This window comes from Rhizobium sp. P2_G9, from assembly GCF_056403475.1.
Map to the genome: position 1 here is coordinate 45,729 of NZ_JBFUFK010000008.1, position 23,327 is coordinate 69,055.

General features: G+C 60.1%; 18 protein-coding genes. 12 read left to right on the plus strand and 6 right to left on the minus strand.

Going from position 1 to position 23,327, the window contains the following annotated elements; genetic code table 11:
* Positions 1 to 2: 2 nt before the first annotated feature.
* Positions 3 to 482 (minus strand): homoprotocatechuate degradation operon regulator HpaR, encoded by a 480-nt coding sequence (gene hpaR / locus AC1DYF_RS08560; protein ID WP_477876283.1) that lies wholly within the window; start codon positions 480 to 482, stop codon positions 3 to 5.
* A gap of 132 nt (positions 483 to 614) precedes the next feature.
* On the opposite strand from hpaR, the gene AC1DYF_RS08565 reads away from it, so the two are divergent.
* The 7 genes from AC1DYF_RS08565 (at position 615) to hpaI (ending at position 7,616) form a co-directional block, all read left to right on the plus strand.
* Positions 615 to 1,007 (plus strand): 5-carboxymethyl-2-hydroxymuconate isomerase, encoded by a 393-nt coding sequence (locus tag AC1DYF_RS08565; RefSeq protein ID WP_477876284.1) that lies wholly within the window; start codon positions 615 to 617, stop codon positions 1,005 to 1,007.
* 65 nt (positions 1,008 to 1,072) lie between these two features.
* Positions 1,073 to 2,587 carry a 5-carboxymethyl-2-hydroxymuconate semialdehyde dehydrogenase gene (gene hpaE, locus AC1DYF_RS08570; protein WP_477876285.1) on the plus strand — a complete coding sequence of 505 codons (1,515 nt, stop codon included), beginning with the start codon at positions 1,073 to 1,075 and terminating at the stop codon, positions 2,585 to 2,587.
* 63 nt (positions 2,588 to 2,650) lie between these two features.
* Positions 2,651 to 3,631, plus strand: coding sequence for a 3,4-dihydroxyphenylacetate 2,3-dioxygenase (gene hpaD / locus AC1DYF_RS08575; RefSeq protein ID WP_477876286.1), 981 nt, complete (start codon positions 2,651 to 2,653; stop codon positions 3,629 to 3,631).
* A 44-nt stretch (positions 3,632 to 3,675) separates the two neighbouring features.
* Positions 3,676 to 5,082 (plus strand): pyridoxal phosphate-dependent decarboxylase family protein, encoded by a 1,407-nt coding sequence (locus tag AC1DYF_RS08580; RefSeq protein ID WP_477876287.1) that lies wholly within the window; start codon positions 3,676 to 3,678, stop codon positions 5,080 to 5,082.
* 31 nt (positions 5,083 to 5,113) lie between these two features.
* Positions 5,114 to 5,986, plus strand: coding sequence for a fumarylacetoacetate hydrolase family protein (locus AC1DYF_RS08585; RefSeq protein WP_477876288.1), 873 nt, complete (start codon positions 5,114 to 5,116; stop codon positions 5,984 to 5,986).
* A 2-nt stretch (positions 5,987 to 5,988) separates the two neighbouring features.
* Positions 5,989 to 6,792 carry a 2-oxo-hept-4-ene-1,7-dioate hydratase gene (hpaH, locus tag AC1DYF_RS08590; protein WP_477876289.1) on the plus strand — a complete coding sequence of 268 codons (804 nt, stop codon included), beginning with the start codon at positions 5,989 to 5,991 and terminating at the stop codon, positions 6,790 to 6,792.
* A gap of 14 nt (positions 6,793 to 6,806) precedes the next feature.
* Entirely contained in the window at positions 6,807 to 7,616 is an 810-nt protein-coding gene (hpaI, locus tag AC1DYF_RS08595; RefSeq protein WP_477876290.1) for a 4-hydroxy-2-oxoheptanedioate aldolase, read from the plus strand.
* Between the two features lie 113 nt (positions 7,617 to 7,729).
* Here hpaI and AC1DYF_RS08600 read toward each other — a convergent pair whose 3' ends face one another.
* Both AC1DYF_RS08600 and AC1DYF_RS08605 read right to left on the minus strand, forming a co-directional pair.
* Positions 7,730 to 8,239 (minus strand): DUF992 domain-containing protein, encoded by a 510-nt coding sequence (locus AC1DYF_RS08600; protein ID WP_477876291.1) that lies wholly within the window; start codon positions 8,237 to 8,239, stop codon positions 7,730 to 7,732.
* 182 nt (positions 8,240 to 8,421) lie between these two features.
* Positions 8,422 to 12,732: a chemotaxis protein CheB gene (locus tag AC1DYF_RS08605; protein WP_477876292.1), complete on the minus strand. Its 4,311-nt coding sequence runs from the start codon at positions 12,730 to 12,732 to the stop codon at positions 8,422 to 8,424.
* Between the two features lie 345 nt (positions 12,733 to 13,077).
* Between AC1DYF_RS08605 and AC1DYF_RS08610 the strand changes: the two genes are divergently transcribed.
* The 5 genes from AC1DYF_RS08610 to AC1DYF_RS08630 all read left to right on the plus strand — a co-directional run bounded on the left by AC1DYF_RS08610 (position 13,078) and on the right by AC1DYF_RS08630 (position 21,166).
* Positions 13,078 to 13,485: a response regulator gene (locus tag AC1DYF_RS08610; protein WP_477876293.1), complete on the plus strand. Its 408-nt coding sequence runs from the start codon at positions 13,078 to 13,080 to the stop codon at positions 13,483 to 13,485.
* A 159-nt stretch (positions 13,486 to 13,644) separates the two neighbouring features.
* Positions 13,645 to 14,706, plus strand: a complete 1,062-nt coding sequence (locus tag AC1DYF_RS08615) for a fatty acid desaturase family protein (RefSeq protein ID WP_477876294.1) — start codon at positions 13,645 to 13,647, stop codon at positions 14,704 to 14,706.
* Between the two features lie 458 nt (positions 14,707 to 15,164).
* Entirely contained in the window at positions 15,165 to 17,531 is a 2,367-nt protein-coding gene (locus AC1DYF_RS08620; protein WP_477876397.1) for a phosphoketolase family protein, read from the plus strand.
* A 3-nt stretch (positions 17,532 to 17,534) separates the two neighbouring features.
* Positions 17,535 to 20,129, plus strand: coding sequence for a magnesium-translocating P-type ATPase (gene mgtA, locus AC1DYF_RS08625; RefSeq protein ID WP_477876295.1), 2,595 nt, complete (start codon positions 17,535 to 17,537; stop codon positions 20,127 to 20,129).
* Complete coding sequence (locus AC1DYF_RS08630; RefSeq protein ID WP_477876296.1) at positions 20,123 to 21,166, plus strand: ABC transporter transmembrane domain-containing protein; 1,044 nt, start codon at positions 20,123 to 20,125, stop codon at positions 21,164 to 21,166. Before mgtA ends, AC1DYF_RS08630 begins: the two co-directional genes overlap by 7 nt.
* A gap of 106 nt (positions 21,167 to 21,272) precedes the next feature.
* Here the strand turns inward: AC1DYF_RS08630 and AC1DYF_RS08635 are convergent, their stop codons facing one another.
* From AC1DYF_RS08635 to AC1DYF_RS08645, 3 genes are all read right to left on the minus strand, one after another.
* Entirely contained in the window at positions 21,273 to 21,467 is a 195-nt protein-coding gene (locus AC1DYF_RS08635; RefSeq protein WP_477876297.1) for a hypothetical protein, read from the minus strand.
* Between the two features lie 233 nt (positions 21,468 to 21,700).
* The gene (locus AC1DYF_RS08640; RefSeq protein WP_477876298.1) at positions 21,701 to 22,603 is read right to left on the minus strand and encodes an MBL fold metallo-hydrolase; all 903 of its coding nucleotides are present in this window, start codon (positions 22,601 to 22,603) and stop codon (positions 21,701 to 21,703) included.
* A 27-nt stretch (positions 22,604 to 22,630) separates the two neighbouring features.
* Positions 22,631 to 23,260, minus strand: coding sequence for a DsbA family protein (locus tag AC1DYF_RS08645; protein ID WP_477876299.1), 630 nt, complete (start codon positions 23,258 to 23,260; stop codon positions 22,631 to 22,633).
* Positions 23,261 to 23,327: the final 67 nt, after the last annotated feature.

Consider the following 23,327-nt stretch of genomic DNA (forward strand, 5'->3'; position numbering starts at 1 on the left):
GCTCACTTGCTCTCGTTGAAGGTCGCGACCTCGTCGAGCATGTCGAGCAGCAGCTCGATCTTCTCGCGGCTGAAATGCTTTTCGAGCCGGTCGTAGATCAGCCGGCTTTCCGGCGCCACTTCCTCGATGATGGCGAGGCCGGCGGCGGTGATTTGCAGCAGCACCCGGCGGCCGTCATTGTCGTCCTTGGCCTTGGTGATGATGCCGCGCTCTTCGAGCGAGCGGATGATGCGGGTGAGGCTCGGCGCCAGGATGAAGGCGCGGTCGGCCATTTCGGACGCATCAACCATGCCGGCCTCGGCGAGAATGCGGATCACCCGCCATTGCTGCTCGGTGATGTCATGCGCCGCCAGCATCGGGCGGAAATGGCCCATCACCGCTTCACGCGCCCTGAGCAGCGCGATCGGCAGCGAGCGGCGGGTGTTGCGGGGCAGAAGTGCGTCTTGCTGAAGTTTGGGCTTGGCGGCGGGGCGGTCGGTCATGAGCGGTTCTATGGTCCATTTGCCGGGATTTTGCAATTGGCGGTGTGTGCCGATGATGACGAAAATGGCTTGACACGGCAAGAGATATGTTTAACATGTTAAATATAACAAGGAAGAGGTACGGGAGGAACGATGCCGCACTTCACCATGGAATATTCGGCAAACCTGGATAACCAGGTTGACTTTGACGGTCTCTGCCGCGCCGTGCATGCGACGATCATGAAGACCGGCCTGTTCGAGCTGGGGGCGGTGCGCGTGCGCGCGGTCCGTTGCGAGTCCTATGCAGTCGCTGATCTCCTGCCGGAAAACGCCTTCATCGACATGTCCTTCCGCATCGGCCAGGGCCGTTCCTTCGATGAACGCAAGGCCACCGGCGAAACCATTTTCGCGACGGTCACCGAGTTTCTCTTCGACCTGTTCCAGACGCCGCATTTCGCGCTGACGCTGGAGGTTCGCGAGATCGATCCGGATTTGAGCTGGAAGAAGAACGCCATTCACCCTCGGCTCAGGGCGCAAGGCGCCTGAGCTCACCTGTTATCCGAGACCCAATCCTGCGCTCGCATTGCGGCGCACCGCCTGATGGAGACTGCATGTCGAAGTTCGAAGAAAACCTGGAAAAGGCCAAGGCCTATCTCGCCCGTTTCGAAAGCGGCGTGCTGAACCGCATCGGCGGCGAGGATGTCGCGGCCGTCGATGGCTCGACATTCGAGACGATCTCGCCCGTCGATCTCAAGCCGCTGGCCAAGGTGGCACGTGGCAAGGCCGAGGATATCGATCGTGCCGTCAAGGCAGCCAAGGCGGCCTTTCCGGCCTGGGCGGCCATGGATGGTACCGCGCGCAAGAAGCTGCTGCACAAGATCGCCGACGCCATCGTCGCCCGTGCCGAAGAAATCGCCTTCGTCGAATGCATGGATACCGGCCAGTCGCTGAAGTTCATGGCCAAGGCAGCCCTGCGCGGCGCCGAGAATTTCCGCTTCTTTGCCGATCGCGCGCCGGAAGCGCGCGACGGCAGGACGCTGCGTGGTCCGGGCCAGGTCAACATGACGACACGCGTGCCGATTGGGCCTGTCGGCATCATCACGCCCTGGAACACGCCGTTCATGCTGTCGACCTGGAAGATCGCGCCGGCGCTCGCCGCCGGCTGCACCATCGTCCACAAGCCGGCGGAATTCTCGCCGCTGACGGCACGCCTGCTGGTCGAGATCGCCGAAGAGGCCGGCCTGCCGAAAGGTGTCTGGAACCTTGTCAACGGTTTTGGCGAGGATGCCGGCAAGGCGCTCACCGAACATCGTGACATCAAGGCGATCGGCTTTGTCGGCGAAAGCCGCACCGGCTCGATGATCATGAAGCAGGGGGCAGATACGCTGAAGCGCGTGCATTTCGAACTTGGCGGCAAGAATCCGGTGATCGTCTTTGCCGATGCCGATCTCGAACGTGCCGCCGATGCCGCCGTCTTCATGATCTATTCGCTCAACGGCGAGCGCTGCACCTCGTCCTCGCGGCTGCTGGTCGAAGAGAGCGTCTACGACAAGTTCACCGCCCTGGTGGCGGAAAAAGCCAAGCGCATCAAGATCGGCCATCCGCTCGATCCCGAGACGGTGATCGGCCCGCTGATCCATCCGGTGCATGAGAAGAAGGTGCTCGAATATATCGCGATCGGCAAAGGCGAAGGTGCGACGGTTGCTGCCGGCGGCGAGAAATTCGCCGGCCCTGGTGGTGGTTGCTATGTCTCGCCGACGCTGTTCACCGGCGCCAACAACCAGATGCGCATCGCCCAGGAAGAGATCTTCGGGCCGGTGCTGACCGCCATTCCTTTCAAGGACGAAGCCGAAGCGCTGGCACTTGCCAATGACGTCCAATACGGCCTGACCGGTTATCTCTGGACGTCTGATGTCACCCGCGCCTTCCGTTTCACCGACGCGCTCGATGCCGGCATGATCTGGGTGAATTCGGAAAATGTCCGGCATCTGCCGGCGCCGTTCGGCGGCGTCAAGAATTCCGGCATCGGCCGTGACGGCGGCGACTGGTCGTTCGATTTCTACATGGAAACCAAGAACATCGCCTTCGCCACCGCGCCCCACGCCATCCAGAAACTCGGCGGCTGAGGGCGTCGCCCCCGCCGCATTCTCATAGATTTGCCTGCCGAGACAGGCTCCGAGGAGGAATGAATGCCCCTGCCGAAACCCAATCTCTACCCGCCCTTCAACATCGTGCGGCTCAGCCATGTCGAGCTCGCCGTTACCGATCTCGCCAAGTCGCGCGCCTTCTATGTCGATACGCTCGGCCTGCAGGTGACCGACGAGACCGGCGAAGCGATCTATCTCCGGGCGATGGAAGAGCGCGGCCACCACTGCATCGTGCTGAGGAAATCCGCCACTGCCGAAGCCCGCGACCTCGGCTTCAAGGTGTTTTCGGAGGAGGATCTCGACAAGGCCGAGCATTTCTTTAGGGGCAAAGACCTGCCGGTCGAATGGGTCGAGCGCCCCTATCAGTCGCGCACCTTCCGCACCCGCGATCCGCATGGCATTCCGCTGGAATTCTATGCGACCATGGACCGGCTGCCGCCGATCCACCAGAAATATGCGCTCTACCGGGGCGTTAAGCCGTTGCGCATCGACCATTTCAACTGCTTCTCGCCCAATGTCGACGAGAGCGTCGCCTTCTATAACGAGATCGGCTTCCGGGTGACCGAATATACCGCCGATGAAGAGACGGGCCGCCTCTGGGCCGCCTGGACGCATCGCAAGGGCGGCGTGCACGATATCGCCTTCACCAATGGTCGCGGCCCGCGCCTGCATCACACCGCCTTCTGGGTGCCGACGCCGCTCAACATCATCGACCTGCTCGACCTGATGTCGACCACCGGCTGGCTTGCCAATATCGAGCGCGGCCCCGGCCGGCACGGCATTTCCAACGCCTTCTTCCTCTATATCCGCGATCCCGACGGCCACCGTATCGAGATCTATTGCTCGGACTACCAGACGGTCGATCCAGATCTCGAGCCGATCAAATGGGACCTCAAGGACCCGCAGCGCCAGACGCTCTGGGGTGCGCCGGCGCCAAGATCCTGGTTCGAGGAAGGCAGCACGTTTGCCGGCACCGACGTGGTCGATTCCGTGCTAAAGGCTCAGCCGATCGTCGCGCCGTAACCGACGGTCGCGAGGCGGAAAAACGAGATCACGGAAGCATGGCAATGGACAGCGAAGAATTCAGGCATTGGTCGCAAAAGGCCGCCGATTGGGGTGTCGATTATCGCAACGGATTGCGGGAGCGCCCTGTGCGCGCCCGGACCAAGCCGGGCGACATCATCAAGCAGATCGGCGAGATCGTGCCTGAGGCCGGTGAGCCGATGGAAGCGATCTTTGCCGATTTCGAGCGGATCATCCCCGATGGGCTCACCCATTGGCAGCATCCGCGTTTCTTCGCCTATTTTCCCGCCAATGCCGCGCCCGTGTCGGTGATTGCGAACTATCTGGTGACGTCCATCGCCGCGCAATGCATGCTATGGCAGACCTCTCCGGCGGCGACCGAGCTTGAAACCCGCGTCGTCGACTGGCTGCGGCAGGGGCTTGGCCTGCCGGACGGCTTTTCCGGTGTGATCCAGGATTCGGCATCGACCGCGACGCTCGCGGCCGTGCTTGTCATGCGCGAGCGGGCGCTAAACTGGCACGGAAACCAGGACGGCCTGGCCGCACATCCCGCGGTGCGCGTCTATGCGTCCAAACAGGTCCATACCTCGATCGACCGGGCGATCTGGATTTCCGGTATCGGCGAGGCCAATCTCGTCCGGATTCCGACCAAAGGGCCGCTGAACGGCATGGATCCGGAAGCGCTCGACGCGGCCATCGCCGCCGACCGCGCGGCAGGCCTGATCCCGGCGGGTATCATCGCCTGCACCGGCGGCACCTCGATCGGCGCCTGCGATCCGATCGCCGACGTTGCCGCCGTGGCGAAGAAGCATGGCCTCTATCTGCATGTCGACGCCGCCTGGGCGGGCTCGGCGATGATCTGCCCGGAATTCCGCACTCTCTGGCAGGGCGTGGAGGAAGCCGACTCGATCGTCTTCAATCCGCACAAATGGCTCGGCGCCCAGTTCGATTGCTCGGTGCAGTTCATCCGCAATCCGGAGGAACAGGTCCGCACGCTGGCAATCCAGCCGGAATATCTGAAAACCCATGGCCATGACGGCATCATCAACTATTCCGAATGGTCCGTGCCGCTCGGCCGCCGATTCCGGGCGCTGAAAATCTGGTTCCTGCTGCGCTATCATGGCCTCGAAGGGCTGCGCACGATGATCAGAAACCATGTCGCCTGGTCCGTGGAACTGGCAGCCAAGCTTGCTGCGGAGCCGGATTTCGACATCGTCAGCGCTCCCGTGCTGTCGCTGTTCTCCTTCCGCCACAAGGGCGGGGACGATGCGGATCAGCATAATATCCGGCTGGTCAATGCGATCAACGACGACGGGCGCATCTACCTCACCCAGACCCGCGTCGACGGGCGGATCGCGATCCGTTTCCAGGCGGGACAGTTCGACATGACGCGCGACGATGCGGAGGCCGCCTTTGCGGTCATCACAGAGATCGCCCGTACGCTAAAATAAGACGCGCAAGCGTGAAGATCAGGAGACGGATATGAACGAACGGCCACGTTTTGCCGCGTTTTCTCACGCTGGCACGCTCAAATACGGGCTGGTCAAAGATGGCGGCATTGTCGATCTTGCAGCCCGTTATGGGGCGCAATGGCCGACCTTGCGCGAGGTGATCGAGGCTGGGGAACTGGTCCGGCTGGCGGATGAGGCTTCAGCGCTGGGGCCGGATTTTTCGCTCGACGACATCCGCTATGAAATCCCCATTCCGGCGCCGGAAAAGCTGATCTGCGTCGGCGTCAATTTTCCCGATCGCAACGAGGAATATAAGGATGGGCAGGCCGCACCCTCGAATCCGTCACTGTTCATCCGCTTTCCGCGCTCGTTCACCGGCCATGACCAGCCGCTGATCCGGCCGCCGGAAAGCCCGCAGCTTGACTATGAAGGCGAGATCGTCATCGTCATCGGCAAGGGTGGCCGGCGCATTGCCGAAGCACAGGCGCTCGATCACATCGCGGCGCTGTCGCTCTGCAACGAAGGCACGATCCGCGACTGGGTGCGGCACGCCAAGTTCAACGTCACCCAGGGCAAGAATTTCGACCGCACCGGCTCGATCGGCCCATGGCTGGTGCCGTTTACCGACGAGGCGCAACTGGCCGATATCCAGCTCACCACGCGCGTCAACGGCGAAGTGCGCCAGCAGGACCGGACCAGCCGGATGATCTTCTCCTTCCGCAAGATCGTCAACTATATCTCGACCTTCACCACGCTGGTGCCGGGCGACGTCATCGTCACCGGCACGCCGACCGGCGCCGGCGCCCGCTTCGAGCCGCCGATCTGGCTGAAGCCCGGCGATGTCATCGAAGTCGAGGCCGACGGCATCGGCCTCTTGCGCAACACCGTGGCCGACGAGGTTTGATCATGCTGACAGCGGAAGAGGTGAGACAGGCTGCCGAACGGCTCGACATTGCCGAGAAGACGAGGACCCAGACCGGCCTCATCTCGCTTCGGCATCCCGGCGCCACGATGGATGATGCCTATGCAATCCAGGATGCCTGGGTGAAGAAGAAGATCGCCGCCGGCCGCAAGGTGATCGGCTGGAAGATCGGGCTGACATCGAAGGCGATGCAATATGCGCTCAACATCGACATCCCCGATTCCGGCGTTCTGTTCGACGACATGTGGTTCGAGGATGGCGCGGTCATCCCGCAAGACCGGTTCATCCAGCCGCGGATCGAGGCGGAAATCGCTTTCGTGATGAAGGCGCCGCTGAGGGGGCCGGGTGTCACCGTTTTCGACGTGCTCAACGCCACCGATTATGTGACGCCGGCGCTGGAAATCCTCGACACCCGCATCCTGCGTGTCGATCCGGAAACCAAGAAGGCGCGCACCATCGTCGATACCATCTCCGACAATGCCGCTAATGCGGGCATCGTCATTGGCGGCCGGCAGATGCGGCCCGATGCGGTCGACATGCGCTGGATGGGCGCCATTGTCAGCCGCAATGCCGAGGTCGAGGAGACGGGCCTGGGCGCCGGCGTGCTCAACCATCCGGCACGCGGCATTGCCTGGCTTGCCAACCGTCTGGCGCAATATGGCGACGGGATCACGGCGGGGCAGATCGTGCTCGCCGGCTCGTTCATCCGCCCGGTCGAGGCGCGCCATGGCGACACGATCAACGCCGATTTCGGGCCTTATGGCACGATCTCCTGCTTCTTCAAGTAATCCGGATGCCACTGATGCCCGCACCGAAGAACATGTTCAAGGCCGCCCTCAAGCAAGGCAAAGCCCAGATCGGCCTCTGGGTAGCCTTGACCAGCCCGTATACTGCGGAAATCTGCGCCGGCGCCGGCTATGACTGGCTGCTGCTCGACGCCGAGCATGCGCCCAATGATATCCAGACGCTGGTGGCGCAGTTGCAAGGCATGTCGAAATATCCGGTCCATCCGCTCGTGCGGCCGCCGATCGGCGAGGCCTGGATCATCAAGCAGATCCTCGACATCGGCGCGCAGACGATCCTCGTGCCGATGGTGGAGACGAAGGAGCAGGCCGAAGCGATAGTCCGCGCCGTGCGCTATCCGCCGCACGGCATCCGCGGTGTCGGCGCTTCACTGGCGCGCGCTTCCGGCTTTAACCGCATTCCGGATTACCTGCAGACGGCCAATGACGAGATCTGCCTGCTGTTGCAGATCGAGAGCCGGGCAGGGCTTGCCAATCTCGATGCGATCGCCTCGACCGATGGCGTCGACGGTGTCTTTGTCGGCCCTGCCGACCTCGCCGCCGACATGGGTTTCCTCGGCAAGCCGGGCGCAGCAGAGGTCCAGGCTGCCGTCGAGGATGCGTTGACGCGCATCCAATCCCACGGTAAGGCATCAGGCATCCTCACGGCGGACCAGACGCTGGCCCGCCGCTATGTCGAGATGGGTGCAGGCTTCGTCGGCATCGGCTCCGATGTCGGATTGCTGGTCAATGCGACGACGAAACTGATTGCCGATTTCAACATGGGCAAGACGACGGCCGATCCCACCACTGCCGGCAAGGTCTATTGATGCGGCTCATTCGGTGCGGGCGACAGGATCCGGACCGGCACCGACGACGCGTTGCGTCCAGAATGCGGACGGCGGGTTCGCGACGGCGTTTGGCAAGTCGGGCCTTGTAGCCATCATTTATCCGAACGCAGCGTCAACGAGGTGACGCCGGCCGCGAGGGCCACGCCCGACTGAAGCTCGAGCGATATGGGCTGCAATGCAAAGGAGCGTTTCGAACCGCCGAGAAGGATGTTTGCTCCCAGCCCGACGCCAAGGGATGCCGATGCATCGGCGCCGGCATATTTTCCCGCAAGTGCATGGCGTTTCATTCCGGCGATTGGTGCGAAGACGTTCCAGGCGAGAACGCCGCCGTTGGTGGCGCCAATATCGATCCCAAGTTTCTCTATCACACCGTAGTACTTTTCGGCGCGACCTTGAATGGATACAAAGTTACACTTTATTTCCTTCCTGGACGCGATGATAAGGCCGAGGCCGGCGGCGATGTCGCAACGCAGCGCTCCCACCTTCACATTCTGTGCGGCATATGCTGAATTTTCGCCTGCCGCGATTGCGAGCAGGGCGATCGACAGGGCGATTGCACGAAGTTTCATAATGCTCTCCTGAAATGGGATTTGCCGACACATTGAAAGCGATCTCGCACGCCACCGGCAGTGTCGTTCCGTCCTGTGTTTTGCGAGATCGACGGCAACCGAGGTCACGCACGAGAATGAGTCCAGTGCATTGCATGTTTTTATTCCATTGCAGGCTGGACATGAAGCTTCGGAAAATACTCAGCGATGGCGCCGAAGTCCCGAATAGCGACGTTCTATGCGGCCTCGGCGGCGGCCACGGCGAGGCGCGCCAGCGCCGGCAGCGATCTTGAACCGGTTTTCGCCATGATCGACGCGCGGTGGTTTTCGACCGTGCGCTGGCTAATATGAAGGTCGGCGGCGATATTCTTGCTGGGATGTCCCGCAAGGACGAGTTCCATGATCTGCCTTTGACGGACGGTCAGGGACGCGATCTGTCTGACGGCCTTGGCAGTCCACAGGCTGCGGTTCGCGACATCATGGGAATGCGCCAGCGCACGCTCGATGATTTCCAGCAGGTGGGAATCGGAAATCGGCTTTTCGATGAAGTCGGCCGCGCCGGCCTTCATGGCGTTGACCGCCATCTGCACATCGCTGCTGCCGGTGATCATGATCGCCGGCATCCTGTTGCCGGACTGCTTGAGATTTTGTAGGAGTTCGACCCCGTTCATGCCTGGAAGGTAGGCATCGACCAGTAGGCATCCGTCTTGATCGTGAGGCATCCTTCTCAGAAACGCTTCGCTGCTGGCAAAAGACTGCGTGGAAAGACCATGTTTTTCAAGCACGAGGCACAATGCCGCGCGCAGTTCTTCATCGTCGTCGATCACGAAAATCACCGATTGGCCGGTCGTGACCGTTCTCTCCGGGACGTCGACGTCCAAAGCCGCCGGTTTTACGATTGGTAACGCCAACAATTGAGCGATCGCATTCATGACCTCATCGGGTTTGACAGGTTTGCTCAACCGGATCAGATGCTTGCTGGATAGATCTGCAACTGTCCTGGTCGAAATATCGCCTGTGAGGATGATGGCGGGAATTTCGTCGCCTCTCGCGTTGCGTATTTCTCTTATCGCCTGTGCTCCGTTCATCCCGCTCGGCAAATTGTAGTCTGAGATGATAAGATCCGTCGCTTTCACCTGCATTCTCATGAGCTTGAGCGCCGCAGGGCCATTGGCGACCGCCAACACCACGTGGCCTTCATCGGTGAGGAGTTGCTGCAGCAGGTCGCGTATCTCGGGATCGTCCTCGATAACAAGGATCGTGGCGGAACGCGTGGTGGGATGCGCAATCGATGCCGTCGGTGAAATGCGTTGTTCCACAGGCTCCTGCATATCGGATATTACCCGACCGACTTCGATGGCAAACACCGATCCCTTCGATTGCCGCGACCGGACTTGGATCTGGTGGCCGAGCAAGCCGCCGAGCCTCTTGACGATCGACAGGCCCAAGCCCAGACCTTTGCTGCGTTCGCGCGCGTCGTTGTCGATCTGGTGGTATTCGTTGAATATCGCCTGTAGTTCTGCTTCGGCGATGCCGATGCCAGTATCCCAGACTTCGACGCTGACGATATCGCCATGCCGGCGGCATCCCAGCAGAACCTTGCCAGTCTTGGTATATTTGAAGGCATTCGACGTCAGGTTGCGTACCATCTGCTCCAGCAGATGCGGGTCTGTGTGAACCACAAGACTGCTGTCGACGACCCGGAGATCCAGTCCTTTTGCATTGGCGGTCAGCGTCAGTTCGCCCCGCAACTTGGCAAACAGGGACTGAATGGGAATGTTGCCCATCTCCGCGGTGACCTTGCCCGCCTCGATCTCATTGATGTCGAGCAGATCGTTCAGCATGCCCGACATCGTGCCGAGGACTCCGTCGAGCCTGACGAGCAACGCCCGCGCACCGTCTTCCTTCACTCTTCGAACCAGCAGGCTTTGCAGCAGGCTTATCGTTTGCAGCGGCTGACGCAAATCGTGGCTTGCGGCGGCGAGAAAGCGTGATTTTGCCGCATTGGCTGCCTCCGCCTGACGTTTGGCTTCCTGGAGGGCCTCGGACGTTCGCCGCAATTCGCTGACATCGACGAAGGTGATCACGACACCTTCGACGGCTCGATCCTCATCCAGATAGGGCATGATGCGGCGCATATACCACAGGCCGCTCCTGGCTTCGATGTTGCGTTCAAGCGGAACATGATCAGCCAGCACGAGGGCAGCATCGCTCAACAGCGTCGTGTCGACGGCAAGCGAGCTCAGATCTGCGAGGGGCCTGCCGATGTCGCCGACAATGACGTTGAAGAGCGTCTTCGTCGCTGGTGTGAAAAACCTGATCCTGAGGTCGGCGTCGAGGAAAAGGGTGGCGACCGCAGTGCTGTAGAGAATGTTCTGCAGGTCATTGGAGGTCGTGCGCTGCCTTTCCAGCGTTTCCTGAAGCTGGCCGTTCAGCGCCGTCAACTCCTCGTTCAACGATTGCAATTCTTCTTTCGAGGTCAGCAATTCTTCGTTGGCGGACTGATATTCCTCATTGAAGGACAGAGCCTCCTCGTTAACAGCCTTCTGCTCCTCGCCGGAAAGCTCCAGATTGCGGATTGCTCCATTGAGTTCCGTTCTGGTTGCTTCGAGCTCGCTCTCGAGCTCCCGCACGCGCGTCAGATCGGCAGAGTCGACAGCAGCATTTCCCGCCACGCGCCTTGCCTCTTCCGGTCTATCGACGAAGCAGATCAGGAACAGGCTCTGCCCCTCGTTTTCGACAGGCCGAACGTGAATATCGAAGCGCTTTTTGTAATCCTCGCCGGAGATTTCGCCGCCGGAGACGATCACAGGCTCACTCTGCTGTCTGCAGCGCTGGATCGCCGAGCGCAGCTTTATGTGCAGGTTCTGCGGCGCCATGGCGAAAAGATCGACCGTTGGATAGCCAGGTGCAAGCGCCAGATAACGAGCGATGTGCCCCAAAGAATAGAGGCACTCATTTTTCTGGTTGATCAAAATGGCGGCCGGCGCGAAATTCTCCAGAACCAGCTGCCGGCAGAGATCGGCGAGAGCGGTGGATCTAGGTGGATACGGCTGGCGACTTGATTGCGGCCGCATTCTGGCAGAATCGACACCCAGCGAAAACATCATCTCGCCAGGACGGCTATGTCCAATGCGTCGATAAACGCGGTCGGGTTTGGAAATCGTCTCAAATCGGCCTTCCACCCTGCCTGCGGTTTCCGAGCTGCCCAGCAGCAATATGCCACCGTCACAGAGGGCGAAGTGAAAAAGAGCGATGGCCTTCGCTTGCGATTCGGGTTCAAGATAGATCAGCAGGTTCCGGCAGGAAACCATGTCGATGCGGGAGAATGGCGGGTCGGCCAGCACATCGTGCACGGTAAAGACGATGGACGAACGTATTTCCGGCAAAACACGATAGCCAAGGTCTTCCTTCGAAAAGAAATTGGACAGCCTTTCGGCCGAGACGTCGGCCTCTATCGCAGCTGAATAAAAACCTTCGCGGGCAGCGGCAACGGCGTCCTCGTCCACGTCGGAGGCAAACAGTTGAATTTTCAAGCTGGATCCTGTGTCGGCCATCACTTCGCGAAACAGGATGGCCATGGAATAGGCTTCCTCGCCCGTGCTGCAGCCGGCAATCCAGATCCGTATGGCATGATCGGAAGAACGCCCCCTGATCAGATCGGGAATGATTTTGTCCCGCAGATCGTCGTAGACATTGCTGTCCCGGAAGAAACTGGTGACATTGATCAGCAAGTCCTTGGCAAGGTGTTCACATTCATCCGGGTCTGCCCGCAGCAGGTCGAGGTAAAGGTTTTTGTCGCCGACCGCGATCTCCTTCATCCCCATTCTCCGTTCGACCCGGCGCCGCAGCGTGCCCTGCTTGTAGAGCGTGAAATCATGGGAGGTCTGCACCCGGAGCAATTCGATTATCTCCGACAGGGTCGTCGCCGGCCTCGGTGCCGCGCCCGATGCTTCGGCATGCGCGCCAACAAAGGTGGCAATTGCATCCGGTATCTCCTGTAGCGCCAGGATGTGATCCGCCAGCCCGGTCATCACCGCATTGCCCGGCATGCCGTCATAGGCCGCATCTTGCGGATTCTGCACGATGACCAAGCCGCCCTTCTGCTTTATCGCGGCGAGTCCGGCGCTTCCGTCAGACCCTGTTCCCGACAGGACCACGCAGATCGCGCAGGAGCCGGCGTCGTCTGCCAGCGACTGGAGGAGAAAATCGAAGGGCAGACGGGCACCGTGGAGCGCGGGCGCCTTTGCCACATGCAGCATGCCGCCGGCGACAGACAAATACGCTCCGGGGGGGATCACATAAAGATGCTCGCGTTCGATGATCGTTCCGTCGCTTGCTTCGGTCACCATCATCGGGGTGTTTCCGGCCAGCAAATCCGCGATCAGACTTTGATGGCCGGGCGCCAGGTGCTGGACGAAGATGTAGGCCATGCCGCTGTCGGCGGGGATGGCGCGGAGCAGGTTGCGAAGCGCGTCAAGGCCGCCCGCGGACGCCCCTATTGCAACGACCGGAAAACGGCGGCCGGCGTCAGGAGAGTGTTTCATCTTCTGAGATGCCGTGCGTGACGACGGCCTGACCGCTTTCACATTCGATGTGCGGCTGGCTGGCATTTAAATGATCTCTTTCGCATCCTCCCCCAAGGGAGGCTTGTGGACATCGCAATCCGTCGGCGGACGTGCGTTTTGATCCACAATAAACAGATGGCCCTTTCGCCAACCACTGTCAATTCAAAGGACCGGATATAGGTGTTTTCCGAACCTGTCGCGATCCCGGCGGACCGCACTATAACTTTGGTGAAAACGACCGACGCGGAACATGTTCATCCACAGGCGACGACGTTCCTCGTCGGCTCCGATGGCTGCGTGAGCAGATACCGAGGAGAGTGCGTTATGCAGCCGGCACTTCCCGAGATCGATGGACCTGAGGCGGCGAAGAAACGCAGCATCCTCATCGTCGAAGACGAGCCGCTCATTTCGCTTGATCTCGAAGACCTTCTCGTCGAGATGGGCTATGAGGTGTGTTCGATAGAAACGACAGAAGCCGCCGCGGTGGCCGCAGCCCGCAGATACAAACCCGATCTCATGCTTGTCGATTTTCATCTGCGCGAGGGCAGCGGCATAAACGTCGTTTCAGCGCTGCTGCCGGATGGTTTCATCCCGCATATCTACATGAGCGGCGAAAGGCTTCGCGGTGACAAACTGACGCCGGGCGCGGTCGTCTTGCAGAAACCTTTCCTCGAAGCATCGCTTGCGCAAGCCATCCAGGTAGCCCTTTCAAACCGGACGAAGACGATTTGACGGCCGTCTGCATCGGACACCAAACCGCTGATAGAGAATGCTCGGAATTTATTACGCCATAGCCAATTCGAGAGATGCCGGTCACCGCAAATAGGTGCGACCTGCTCCAGGGCTGGCGGGAACGGCCGCGGGCACCCATCAAACAAGAGGATTTGAATCATGGAAACTGTAGCGGAGTTAGCATGCTCCGACAGACGCGCTGACATCGGTGAGAAGCCAGGACAAGCTCAGAAATCGGTGCAGCTCCGCAATGCGGTCGCCCGGTTTCGTGACCCCAGTTCGTCGCGGGCGGCCTGGCAGTTTGCCTCGACGTTCTCGGCTTTTGTTGGCGTTTGCGCGGTTATGTATCTGAGCTTCGGTCTGTCTCACTGGATCACTCCCGGACTTGCCGTACTCGCTGCAGGCCTGACGGTTCGTCTTTTCATTATCCAGCATGACTGTGGTCATGGCTCCTTCTTTGCTTCGCGATCCATGAACCTTTGGGTCGGGCGCGTTTGCAGCTTGATCACGTTCACGCCTTTTGAGAATTGGCGGCATCAGCACGCCGGTCATCATGCCGCATGGAATAATCTCGACCGTCGAGATAGCGGTATGGACATCTATTCGACCTGCCTGACGGTCTCGGAGTATCAGGCCCTCCCAGCGAACCGTCGGATATTGTACCGGGTAAGCCGTCATCCTTTGGTTACCGGCATTCTATTGCCGCCTCTGATATTCCTGCTGCTCTATCGGATTCCATTTGATACGCCGAGAAGTTGGCGTCGCGAGCGCTTATCCGTGCATGTGACGAATGCAGGCATCGCTTGTCTGCTCATCAGCCTGGGCTTTGCTTTTGGATTTGAGCGGGTATTGCTGATCCAATTGCCAATACTGGCGATCGCCTCAATTATCGGTGTCTGGTTGTTCGCCGTTCAACATCGGTTCGAAGAGACGCTCTGGCAACGCGATGGCGATTGGAATTTCACGGCCGCATCGCTGCAGGGGTCATCGTACCTGAAGCTCTCGCCAGTTTTGCGATGGTTCACAGGCAATATCGGCTTCCACCACATTCATCATCTCAATCCTCGGATTCCAAACTATCGACTGCAGGACTGTCATCGCGCAATCCCCGCCTTGCAAGCCGTGCCTTCTCTTGGCTTGTGGGACGCTCTGAGGGCACCGTTCTTCGCGCTTTGGGATGAAACCCACGAGAAGATGATTACCTTTCGCGATCTTACATGAACGACGCGACGGCGCTTGCCGCTTTGACGTGTTGATGCGGCAGCAGAAACTTGGCGCAATCTGCCGATGATCGTCTCGGGGCAAACGTCCTTGTCGGCGGCATCATCATGAGTAAATTCCGAGCCTGCTCGATATAGGCGTCACGCTGTAGAGTCTCTGGGAATGCACGTGACCGCTATGCGCCGCAAAGGATTGTCAAATGATCATCCAAGTCCGGGAGATCACCGGAAACCGGCTTCGGGGAAGCGTCGTCGCGCGCGGCAGTTATGGAGAACTGACTGAAACACCAGATCTGAGCGACGCACACGAGCGGCAAGCCCTGCCTGGTGTTCTCAGCCCAATTTGCTCCAGCATATCCGTTGATGCGTTGCCAGGCCGAGAGGCGTTGGAATACGCCGACTCCGAGGTGGCGACGGGTTGAATTACGCCTTCACGCTCACCTGCATCGGAAATCCCATATGGCTGATATTCTGCCGCCCGAATTGCTGCACAAGATGGACGCGTATTGGCGCGCCGCGAACTTCCTCTCCGTTGGCCAAATCTATCTCCGGGAGAACTCCCTCCTCGACGTCCCCCTTACTATCGACCACATCAAACCACGGCTGCTCGGTCATTGGGGCACGACGCCGGGTTTGAACTTTCTTTATGTTCACCTCAACCGGCTGATCAAGCAGAATGACCTGAACATGATCTATATCATGGGGCCGGGTCACGGTGGTCCGGGAGTGGTGGCCAATGCCTACCTTGAAGGATCGTACACCGAGCGGTACCCGGCAATCGAGCGGAGCCGCAACGGTTTGCATCGCCTTTTCCGGCAATTCTCCTGGCCATACGGAATCCCAAGCCACGTCTCGCCGGAAACACCCGGCTCGATTCATGAGGGCGGAGAACTCGGATATTCGCTTGCTCATGCCTATGGTGCGGCCTTCGACAATCCGGACCTGATCATCAGTTGCATCGTTGGCGACGGCGAGGCCGAGACCGGTGCGCTCGCCACCAGCTGGCATTCGAACAAATTTCTCAATCCGGCGCGCGATGGTGCCGTCCTGCCCATCCTGCATCTCAATGGTTTTAAGATTGCCAACCCCACTGTTCTGGCGCGCATCAGCCGGCAGGAACTGACGTCGTTGTTCGAAGGCTATGGTTACGAGCCGCATTTCGTCGAGGGCAGTGATCCAGCCGTCGTACATCAGTTGCTGGCCGAAACGCTCGATCGTGTGCTGGCCAATATCCGCACAATCCAAAGCACGGCGCGTGCGACGCCCAAGTCCCAGACGGTTACCCGCCCACTCTGGCCGATGATCATTTTTCGCACGCCGAAAGGTTGGACCGGGCCGAAATTCGTCGATGGCAAACCGGTGGAGAATACATGGCGGGCCCATCAGGTGCCCATCGCCGACTTCAAGAATGTCGAACATATCAAACAGCTCGAAGACTGGATGCGCAGCTATCGTCCGCAAGAACTGTTCGATGAGCAGGGCAGGTTTCTGGACGAATTTGCGGACCTTGCCCCCTCGGGTCACCGGCGCATGGGGTCCAATCCGCATGCCAATGGCGGGGACTTGCTCGTGCCGCTATCTATGCCTGATTTCCGTGACTACGCGGTTTCCGTGCTGGCTCCTGGTGCCGTCAAGGCAGAAGCGACGCGCATTCTCGGCGGTTTTCTCCGCGATGTGATGACGCTCAATCTCGGTGCGCAGAACTTCCGGCTCTTCGGCCCCGACGAAACTGCATCCAATCGACTGGATGCAATGTTCGAGGTGACCGGCAAGGAATGGATGGCCGACACCGACGAGGTTGACGTCAATCTCAGCACGGACGGTCGTGTTCTGGAAGTGCTGAGCGAGCATCTATGCCAAGGCTGGCTTGAAGGCTACCTGTTGACCGGCCGACACGGCCTGTTTTCCTGCTATGAGGCCTTCATCCACATTATCGACTCCATGGCCAACCAGCATGCGAAATGGCTTAAGGTGTGCAAGGGCATTCCATGGCGCAAACCGATCGCATCGCTGAACTATCTGCTCACCTCGCATGTCTGGCGTCAGGACCACAACGGCTTCTCCCACCAGGATCCCGGCTTCATCGATCACATCGCCAACAAGAAGTCCGAGATCGCCCGAATTTATTTGCCGGCGGACGCAAACTGCCTGCTGGCCGTTGCTGACCATTGCCTGCGCAGCCGGGGCTATATCAACGTGATTGTCGCCGGCAAGCAGCTTGACTGGCAGTGGCTGGGCATGGAGGAGGCGGTCCGCCATTGCACGGCAGGCGCGGGAATCTGGCACTGGGCGAGCAATGACGAAGACGGCGGCACCGACGTGGTCATGGCCTGCGCCGGCGATGTGCCGACGCTGGAAACGCTGGCTGCCGTCAGCCTGCTTCGAACATACATCCCCGAGATCCGCATCCGCGTCGTCAACGTCGTTGATCTCATGGTTCTGCAGCCACAGAGCGAGCACCCGCACGGGCTGGAAGATCGCGCTTTCGACGCCCTGTTCACGCAGGACAAGCCGGTGATCTTTGCCTTCCACGGCTACCCGACGCTGATTCATAAGCTGACCTACCGTCGCAACAATCACCGCAATATCCATGTGCGCGGCTATAAGGAGGAAGGCACGACAACGACGCCGTTCGATATGACCGTACTGAACGACATGGACCGTTATCGGTTGGCACTGGACGTGATTGAACGAATTCCCCGCTTCGGCGGTCGAGTTGAACAGGAGAGAGCAAGGTATTGGGCGACCATGGAACGCCATAAGCTCTATATCAGCGAACATGGCGATGACATGCCGGAGGTCCTTGAATGGCGTTGGGGGGCGTGACGGATGACAGCCCGCGCAAAAACAGTCTTGACGTCCGATCAGAAGAGCAGCTCTCTGAAGCCCAATTCGACATTTTGGACGCAGACGGCCGAAGCGCTATGCGCAACGCTTCACTGTCAACTTGACGGATTGACCGCAGCCGACGCCGCTCGCCGGCTCACCGAGTATGGCTCCAACAGCGATGCCGCGACAAAGACCGATAGCGTCTCCCGGGCTATCTTTCGCCGGCTGCTGGAGCCTCTTTCACTGATCCTGCTGGTCGCGGGCATCGTGTCGGTCGCGACCGGCGATGTGACCGGCGGCTTGATTATCGTTGCGATCCTGATCATCTCCATCGGCCTGGACACGTTACAGGAGGGACACGCGGTCAAGGCCGCGGAGGTGCTCCGACATTCTGTCGCGCTCAAAGCCGAGGTCAAGCGCCAAGGCTCGTTCTCAGAGATCGAGGTCGACCAGGTGGTGCCTGGAGATATCATCCGCGTGCGGGCGGGTGACATCATTCCAGCCGACGGGCTGGTGATCGCCGCGACAGCGTTTACGGCAAACGAAGCTGCGTTGACAGGCGAACCCTATCCCGTCGAAAAGCGGCAGGGCGTGGTTACGGCTTCCACCGCGGGCGAAGCCTCGAATGCCCTCTTTCGCGGCTCCGTCGCGCAGACAGGTGAGGCCCTTGCGCTTGTCATCGGCACTGGCTCGCAAACCTTGTTTGGCGCGGCGGCGGCTTCGTTGGCGCAAGATCAGACGCTCTCGCCCTTTCAGCGGGATCTGCATCAGTACGGCCTGGTGGTCGCGCGTCTGACGCTGGCGCTGGTGGTCATCGTTCTTGCCGCAAGGATCCTGCTCGGCCAACCCGTGCTGGACTCGTTGCTGTTCTCGGTGGCGCTTGCCGTCGGGCTGACCCCGGAACTGCTTCCGATGATCACGACAGTGACGCTGTCGCGCGGCGCAATCCGCATGTCCAAACGCAAGGTGATTGTAAAGCGGCTGGCCTCGATTCACGATCTCGGTGCCATGTCCATCCTTTGCACCGACAAGACGGGCACGTTGACCTCCGCTGAAATCGTGCTCGCCAGCAGCGTCGACGCGGCGGGTGCGGAAAACCCGCGCATTGCCGTGCTGGGCGCAATTGCGGCGGATCTGGGAGGGGATCGCGGTTCTCTGGATGCCGCCCTTGTCAAAGGCAGCGTCGATGCCGCCAAAGGTTGGACGCTTTCAGGCCGCCAAGCCTTCGATTTTGCGCGACGTCTCGGCTCGGTCCTCGCAACCGGACCAGACGGGCCGCTGTTGATCGTCAAGGGTGCGCCGGAGGCGGTGCTGGCGCTCTGCACCCAGCAACGACTGGGCGCCATGTCAAGTGCAATGGGAGACAAGGAGCGGTCCGCCGCTCTGGATGGCGTGCGTAGCCTTGCCGAGAATGGTCTTCGTGCCATCGCGGTGGCCTCGAAGCCTTGGCAGGGCGCTACCCGAAATATCGATACGGCCGATGAAATCGATCTCGTCTTCGAGGGATTCTGCGCTTTCGCCGATCCGCCCAAGGCAACGGCGGCCGCTGCCATTTCGCGCCTGGCAGCGGCAGGCGTAAAGCTGAAAATTCTGTCGGGAGATGATCCCATCGTCGTCAGGCGACTGGCCGGTCTCGTCGGCTTGAAGGCTGACACCGTCTTGTCAGGCGCAGATATCGCGAAAATGAGCGACGATGCACTCGCTGTCCGGGTCCAGTCCGTCGATGCGTTCGGTCGGTTGGCGCCCGATCAGAAATCGAGGATTGTTAGGGCACTGCAGACCAAGGGCGATATCGTCGGCTTCCTTGGCGATGGCATCAACGATGCGCCCGCGCTCAAGGCGGCGGATATCGGCCTTTCAGTGGCCGGTGCAACCGGTGTAGCGCAGGCCGCCGCCGACATGATCCTGCTGGCATCCGATCTCGAAGTCGTCGCAGACGGCGTCGAAGAAGGCCGTAGAACCTTCGCGAACATCCTGAAATATGTGCGGATGGGCGCGAGTTCCAACTTCGGCAACATGCTGTCGATGGCGGTCGCATCGCTGGCCCTGCCTTTCCTGCCGATGCTTCCCGTACAGATCCTGCTCAACAACCTCCTCTATGACCTCTCCGAGATCGGCATTCCCTTTGACGGCGTACGGCCGGAGGCGACTGCGAAGCCACAGGTTTGGGACATGCGTGGCTTGCTGCTGTTCGCTGGTGTCATGGGACCCTTGTCGTCGCTGTTCGACTTTCTGACCTTTGGTGTGCTCATATACGTGTTCAAAGCCGCGCCGGAAGAATTCCGGACCACCTGGTTCCTGGAATCGATGGCCACCCAGATTCTTGTTATCTTCATTATCAGGACAAACGGCAGGCCCTGGAGGGATCTGCCACGCCCCGCGCTCGCCGCATCGTCGCTGGCTGCATTGCTCGCCGCCATGGTCTTACCGTTCACCCCACTCGGACGTTGGTTCGGCTTTGCCATTCCTCCCCTGCCTGTCGTCATCGGCGTTGGCGGGCTCGTGGCTGTTTACCTGCTCGCCGCCGAGCTGATCAAACCCTGGGCCATCAGGGACGGAGGCGCATCGCGGTTGCGTAAACCCACAGGATGGTGAAGCCTTTTCCGGTGCCGCCGGCCGCTACTTGTGAGGGCAGGGCGAGGAAGACAGGCGGCTTCAGAAAGACGCTCGACCTGAGCAGGCATCTTTACTCTTATGTCTGGAAAACCACGCGTGCCAAGCAGATTGCAATCTGCCTTCTCACCGCAATCCTTGCGCCCCTCATGATGGTTCCACTCGAACTGCAGCGCAGGATAGTCAACTACGCCGTCGTCAGCCGAAGCGTTTGGCTGCTGGTCATCCTGGGTGGGATCTATCTCACGGTCATTTTCCTTCAGGGGGCGCTTAAATATTGGCTCAATATGCTGAAGGGCCTGGCGGTCGAAGTCATTGCCCGAGATATCCGGCTCCGCATTCTCGATCGGGTATCCGAAGGCGGCGAAGATAGTGGAAAGTCCGGAACGGAGCTCAACGCCGGAACGGTCGTTTCGATGCTGGCCGCGGAAACGGAAGACGTCAGCGGTTTTGGCGGCGACGCCTTCGGCTTACCACTTCTATCCGGTGGGACGATCGTCTGCGTCTTCGGTTATCTTCTCTGGGTGGAACCGGTCATCACCATTCTTGCCGTCATTATCTATTTCCCGCAGGCATTGATCGTTCCGCTCACCCAGCAAACGATCAACCGCCTTGCGCGGCTTAGAATCCAGAATGTACGCAGCCTCGGTCATCTTGCCATCGATCGAGATCGAAGGACGCATAAAAGTGACCTAGCGCCCGGAACCGTTACGATCGACCGGATCTACCGACTGCGAATCCTGATCTATCTTCGTAAATACCTGCTCGCCGCACTCGGCAATTTTCTGGATTCGATGGGATCGGTCATCGTGCTGATGATCGGTGGCTATCTGATTATTCGAGGTGTGACGCAGATTGGTACATTGGTCGTCTTCATGTCGGGCCTTGGCAAGATTGCCGATCCCTGGGACGAGCTGATCAATTATTACCGGACGGTATCAAACACCACGGTGGTTTATGACATGATCCTGATCCAGTTGGAGGGTGATCCTGGCCACATGCCGGTACGTGAGCAATGATTGAGCTCTGCGCCATACAGGAAGAATGCTACAGCATGTCGCCCGAAGCCTGGGATCAGTTTCGGGCGACATGCTGTCGTGATGAAAGCAACTGGAAGGGCGGTTTCTATGCTCCCTCTATGCTGGCCAGAAGCGCCTTGATATCGGTGGTGGCGAAATTCGAAAACGTATCGGATACCGCATAGGGCAGCACGAGGAGATCATCGTGACGTATGGCGCCGCAGGTGTAGACGACACTGGGGACATAACTCTTCCGGTTGTCTTCGCCTATCTCGACAATCACGCCAAGATCGACTTCCACGATTTTGAGATATTCTGACGCTCGGTCATCGGCAAAATGCACCCTTTCAGGCAAGCGTGACGAAGCTTGCCGTCATCCGTCCCTTCGGGGACCTCGATCTCGACGACAAGCGCCGGACGAACATGCGTTCAGTGCGGCCGTCAGGGGAGGAACGGCCAGAAGAGTCTGGCCACTCCCGTTTTAACGTCCTGCACAGGTCCTGCGGGCCAGGTCCAGGTTGCTCCGCACGTGGCTCAACCCCACTTCATCTCGCCCTTGGCGACTTTGGAGCCGATATCGAGGGCCACGCCCATGCCGAGGCCTGGGAAACGAGCTTCCATGGCAGCCTTGAGGGCGGCGCTGTCGGCGGCCTTGACGCTCTCCTCCTCGAAGGCGAGGAGATAGGCTTTGGTATAGTCCACGGCGGCAAGGCCGGTTGCGGCATCGGGCGCCATATGGCCGGGCACCACCACGGCAGGCTTGCGGGCGGCGATCGCGTCCAGCGTCTTCACCCAGGCCGCACGGCTTTCCTTGGTTTGCGTGTCGGCAGTCCAGACATAGACACCGGAGAAGATCATCACGCCGCCGAACACCGCATTGAGCGACGGCACGAAGAGGTAGCGGCGGTTCGCCAGGCCTTGCTCGGCATCGACGATCTCGATCGTCTCGCCATCGACGGACAGCGTCGTGCCATCGAAAGCCTCGGGAAGCACGATGTCAGAGAGGGCCTGCGGGCCGTTTTCCTTCAATTGCGGACCCCAGACGGCAAGTTTTTTCTCCACATTGCCCTTGATCGCGTCCAGCGTCGCGGAAGCGGCGATCACCTTGGCATCCGGGAAAGCTTCGCGCACCGGCTTAAGGCTGAAATAGTAATCCGGATCGGACTGGCTGATATAGATGGTGGTGAGTTTCTTGCCGCTGGCCTTGATGGCCTCGGCGAGCGCGCGGCCATCAGGATAAGTGAAGCCGCCATCGATGAGCAGCGCCTCGCTAGGGCCTGAGATCAGCACCGGCGCGCGGAAAAAGCCGTTCGGGCCTGCGGGGAAGTGCTTCCAGCTGAGCTTGCCGCCGGCGGCAGCACCACTGTCGGCGGGGGCGAATACGGCGGCAGCGCCGAGGGCGATCGAGGTCTTCAAAATCTGTCTCCTTGTAAACATGGGTGACTCCTGGGGTTGCAGGTATGATCAGGCGGCGAGCTCTGCCGTCAGAAGGTCGAAGTGGCCGAAGAGCGCATCGCTGCGCAGCAAGCGCTGATTGGCACCTTCTCCGACGACAAGGGCTGGCACGCCGCCGACGCCGAACCGCGCCATGTCGGCGCGTGCCGCGGAAATCCGCCCGCGGTAGGCGGCGAGAAGTTCGTCGTCAGGTGCACTGATCCTCTCGGCCGCTGCCGAAAGACCTGCATTGGCAAGGATGCCAGCGAAAGTGGTGAGGTCTGAATTGTTGAGACCGTCTTCGTAACGAGCTCGCTGGACGGCTTTCAGCGCCGCGAGTTCATTGCCAGGCTCGGTCAAGCCGACGGCGACGAGCGCGAGCGTGGCGGGTGCGGAGTCGAACATCGTGCCTTCCGCACCGAGCACCTGGCTGCGATAGGCCTCGGTGAAGGGCTGGCCGGTCAGGCGGGCGATCCGCTGGTCGTTCTGCCAGGCATAGCTTGCAAAGGCCTTGTCCATCGGCCGCGCGGATTCGCCGGCGAAAAGCCCGGTGGGGCTCAATTCCAGCGTCACATCGTCCAGTGCTGCCAGCCGTTCGACGGCCGGACCCGCACCATAGCACCAGCCGCAAAGGGGGTCGAAAAGGTAGCTGACCCGCATGTCCATCTCTCCGTCGTCATCTGATGTCGTGGAAGATAGACGCGATTGATTGCGCAATAAATGAGCG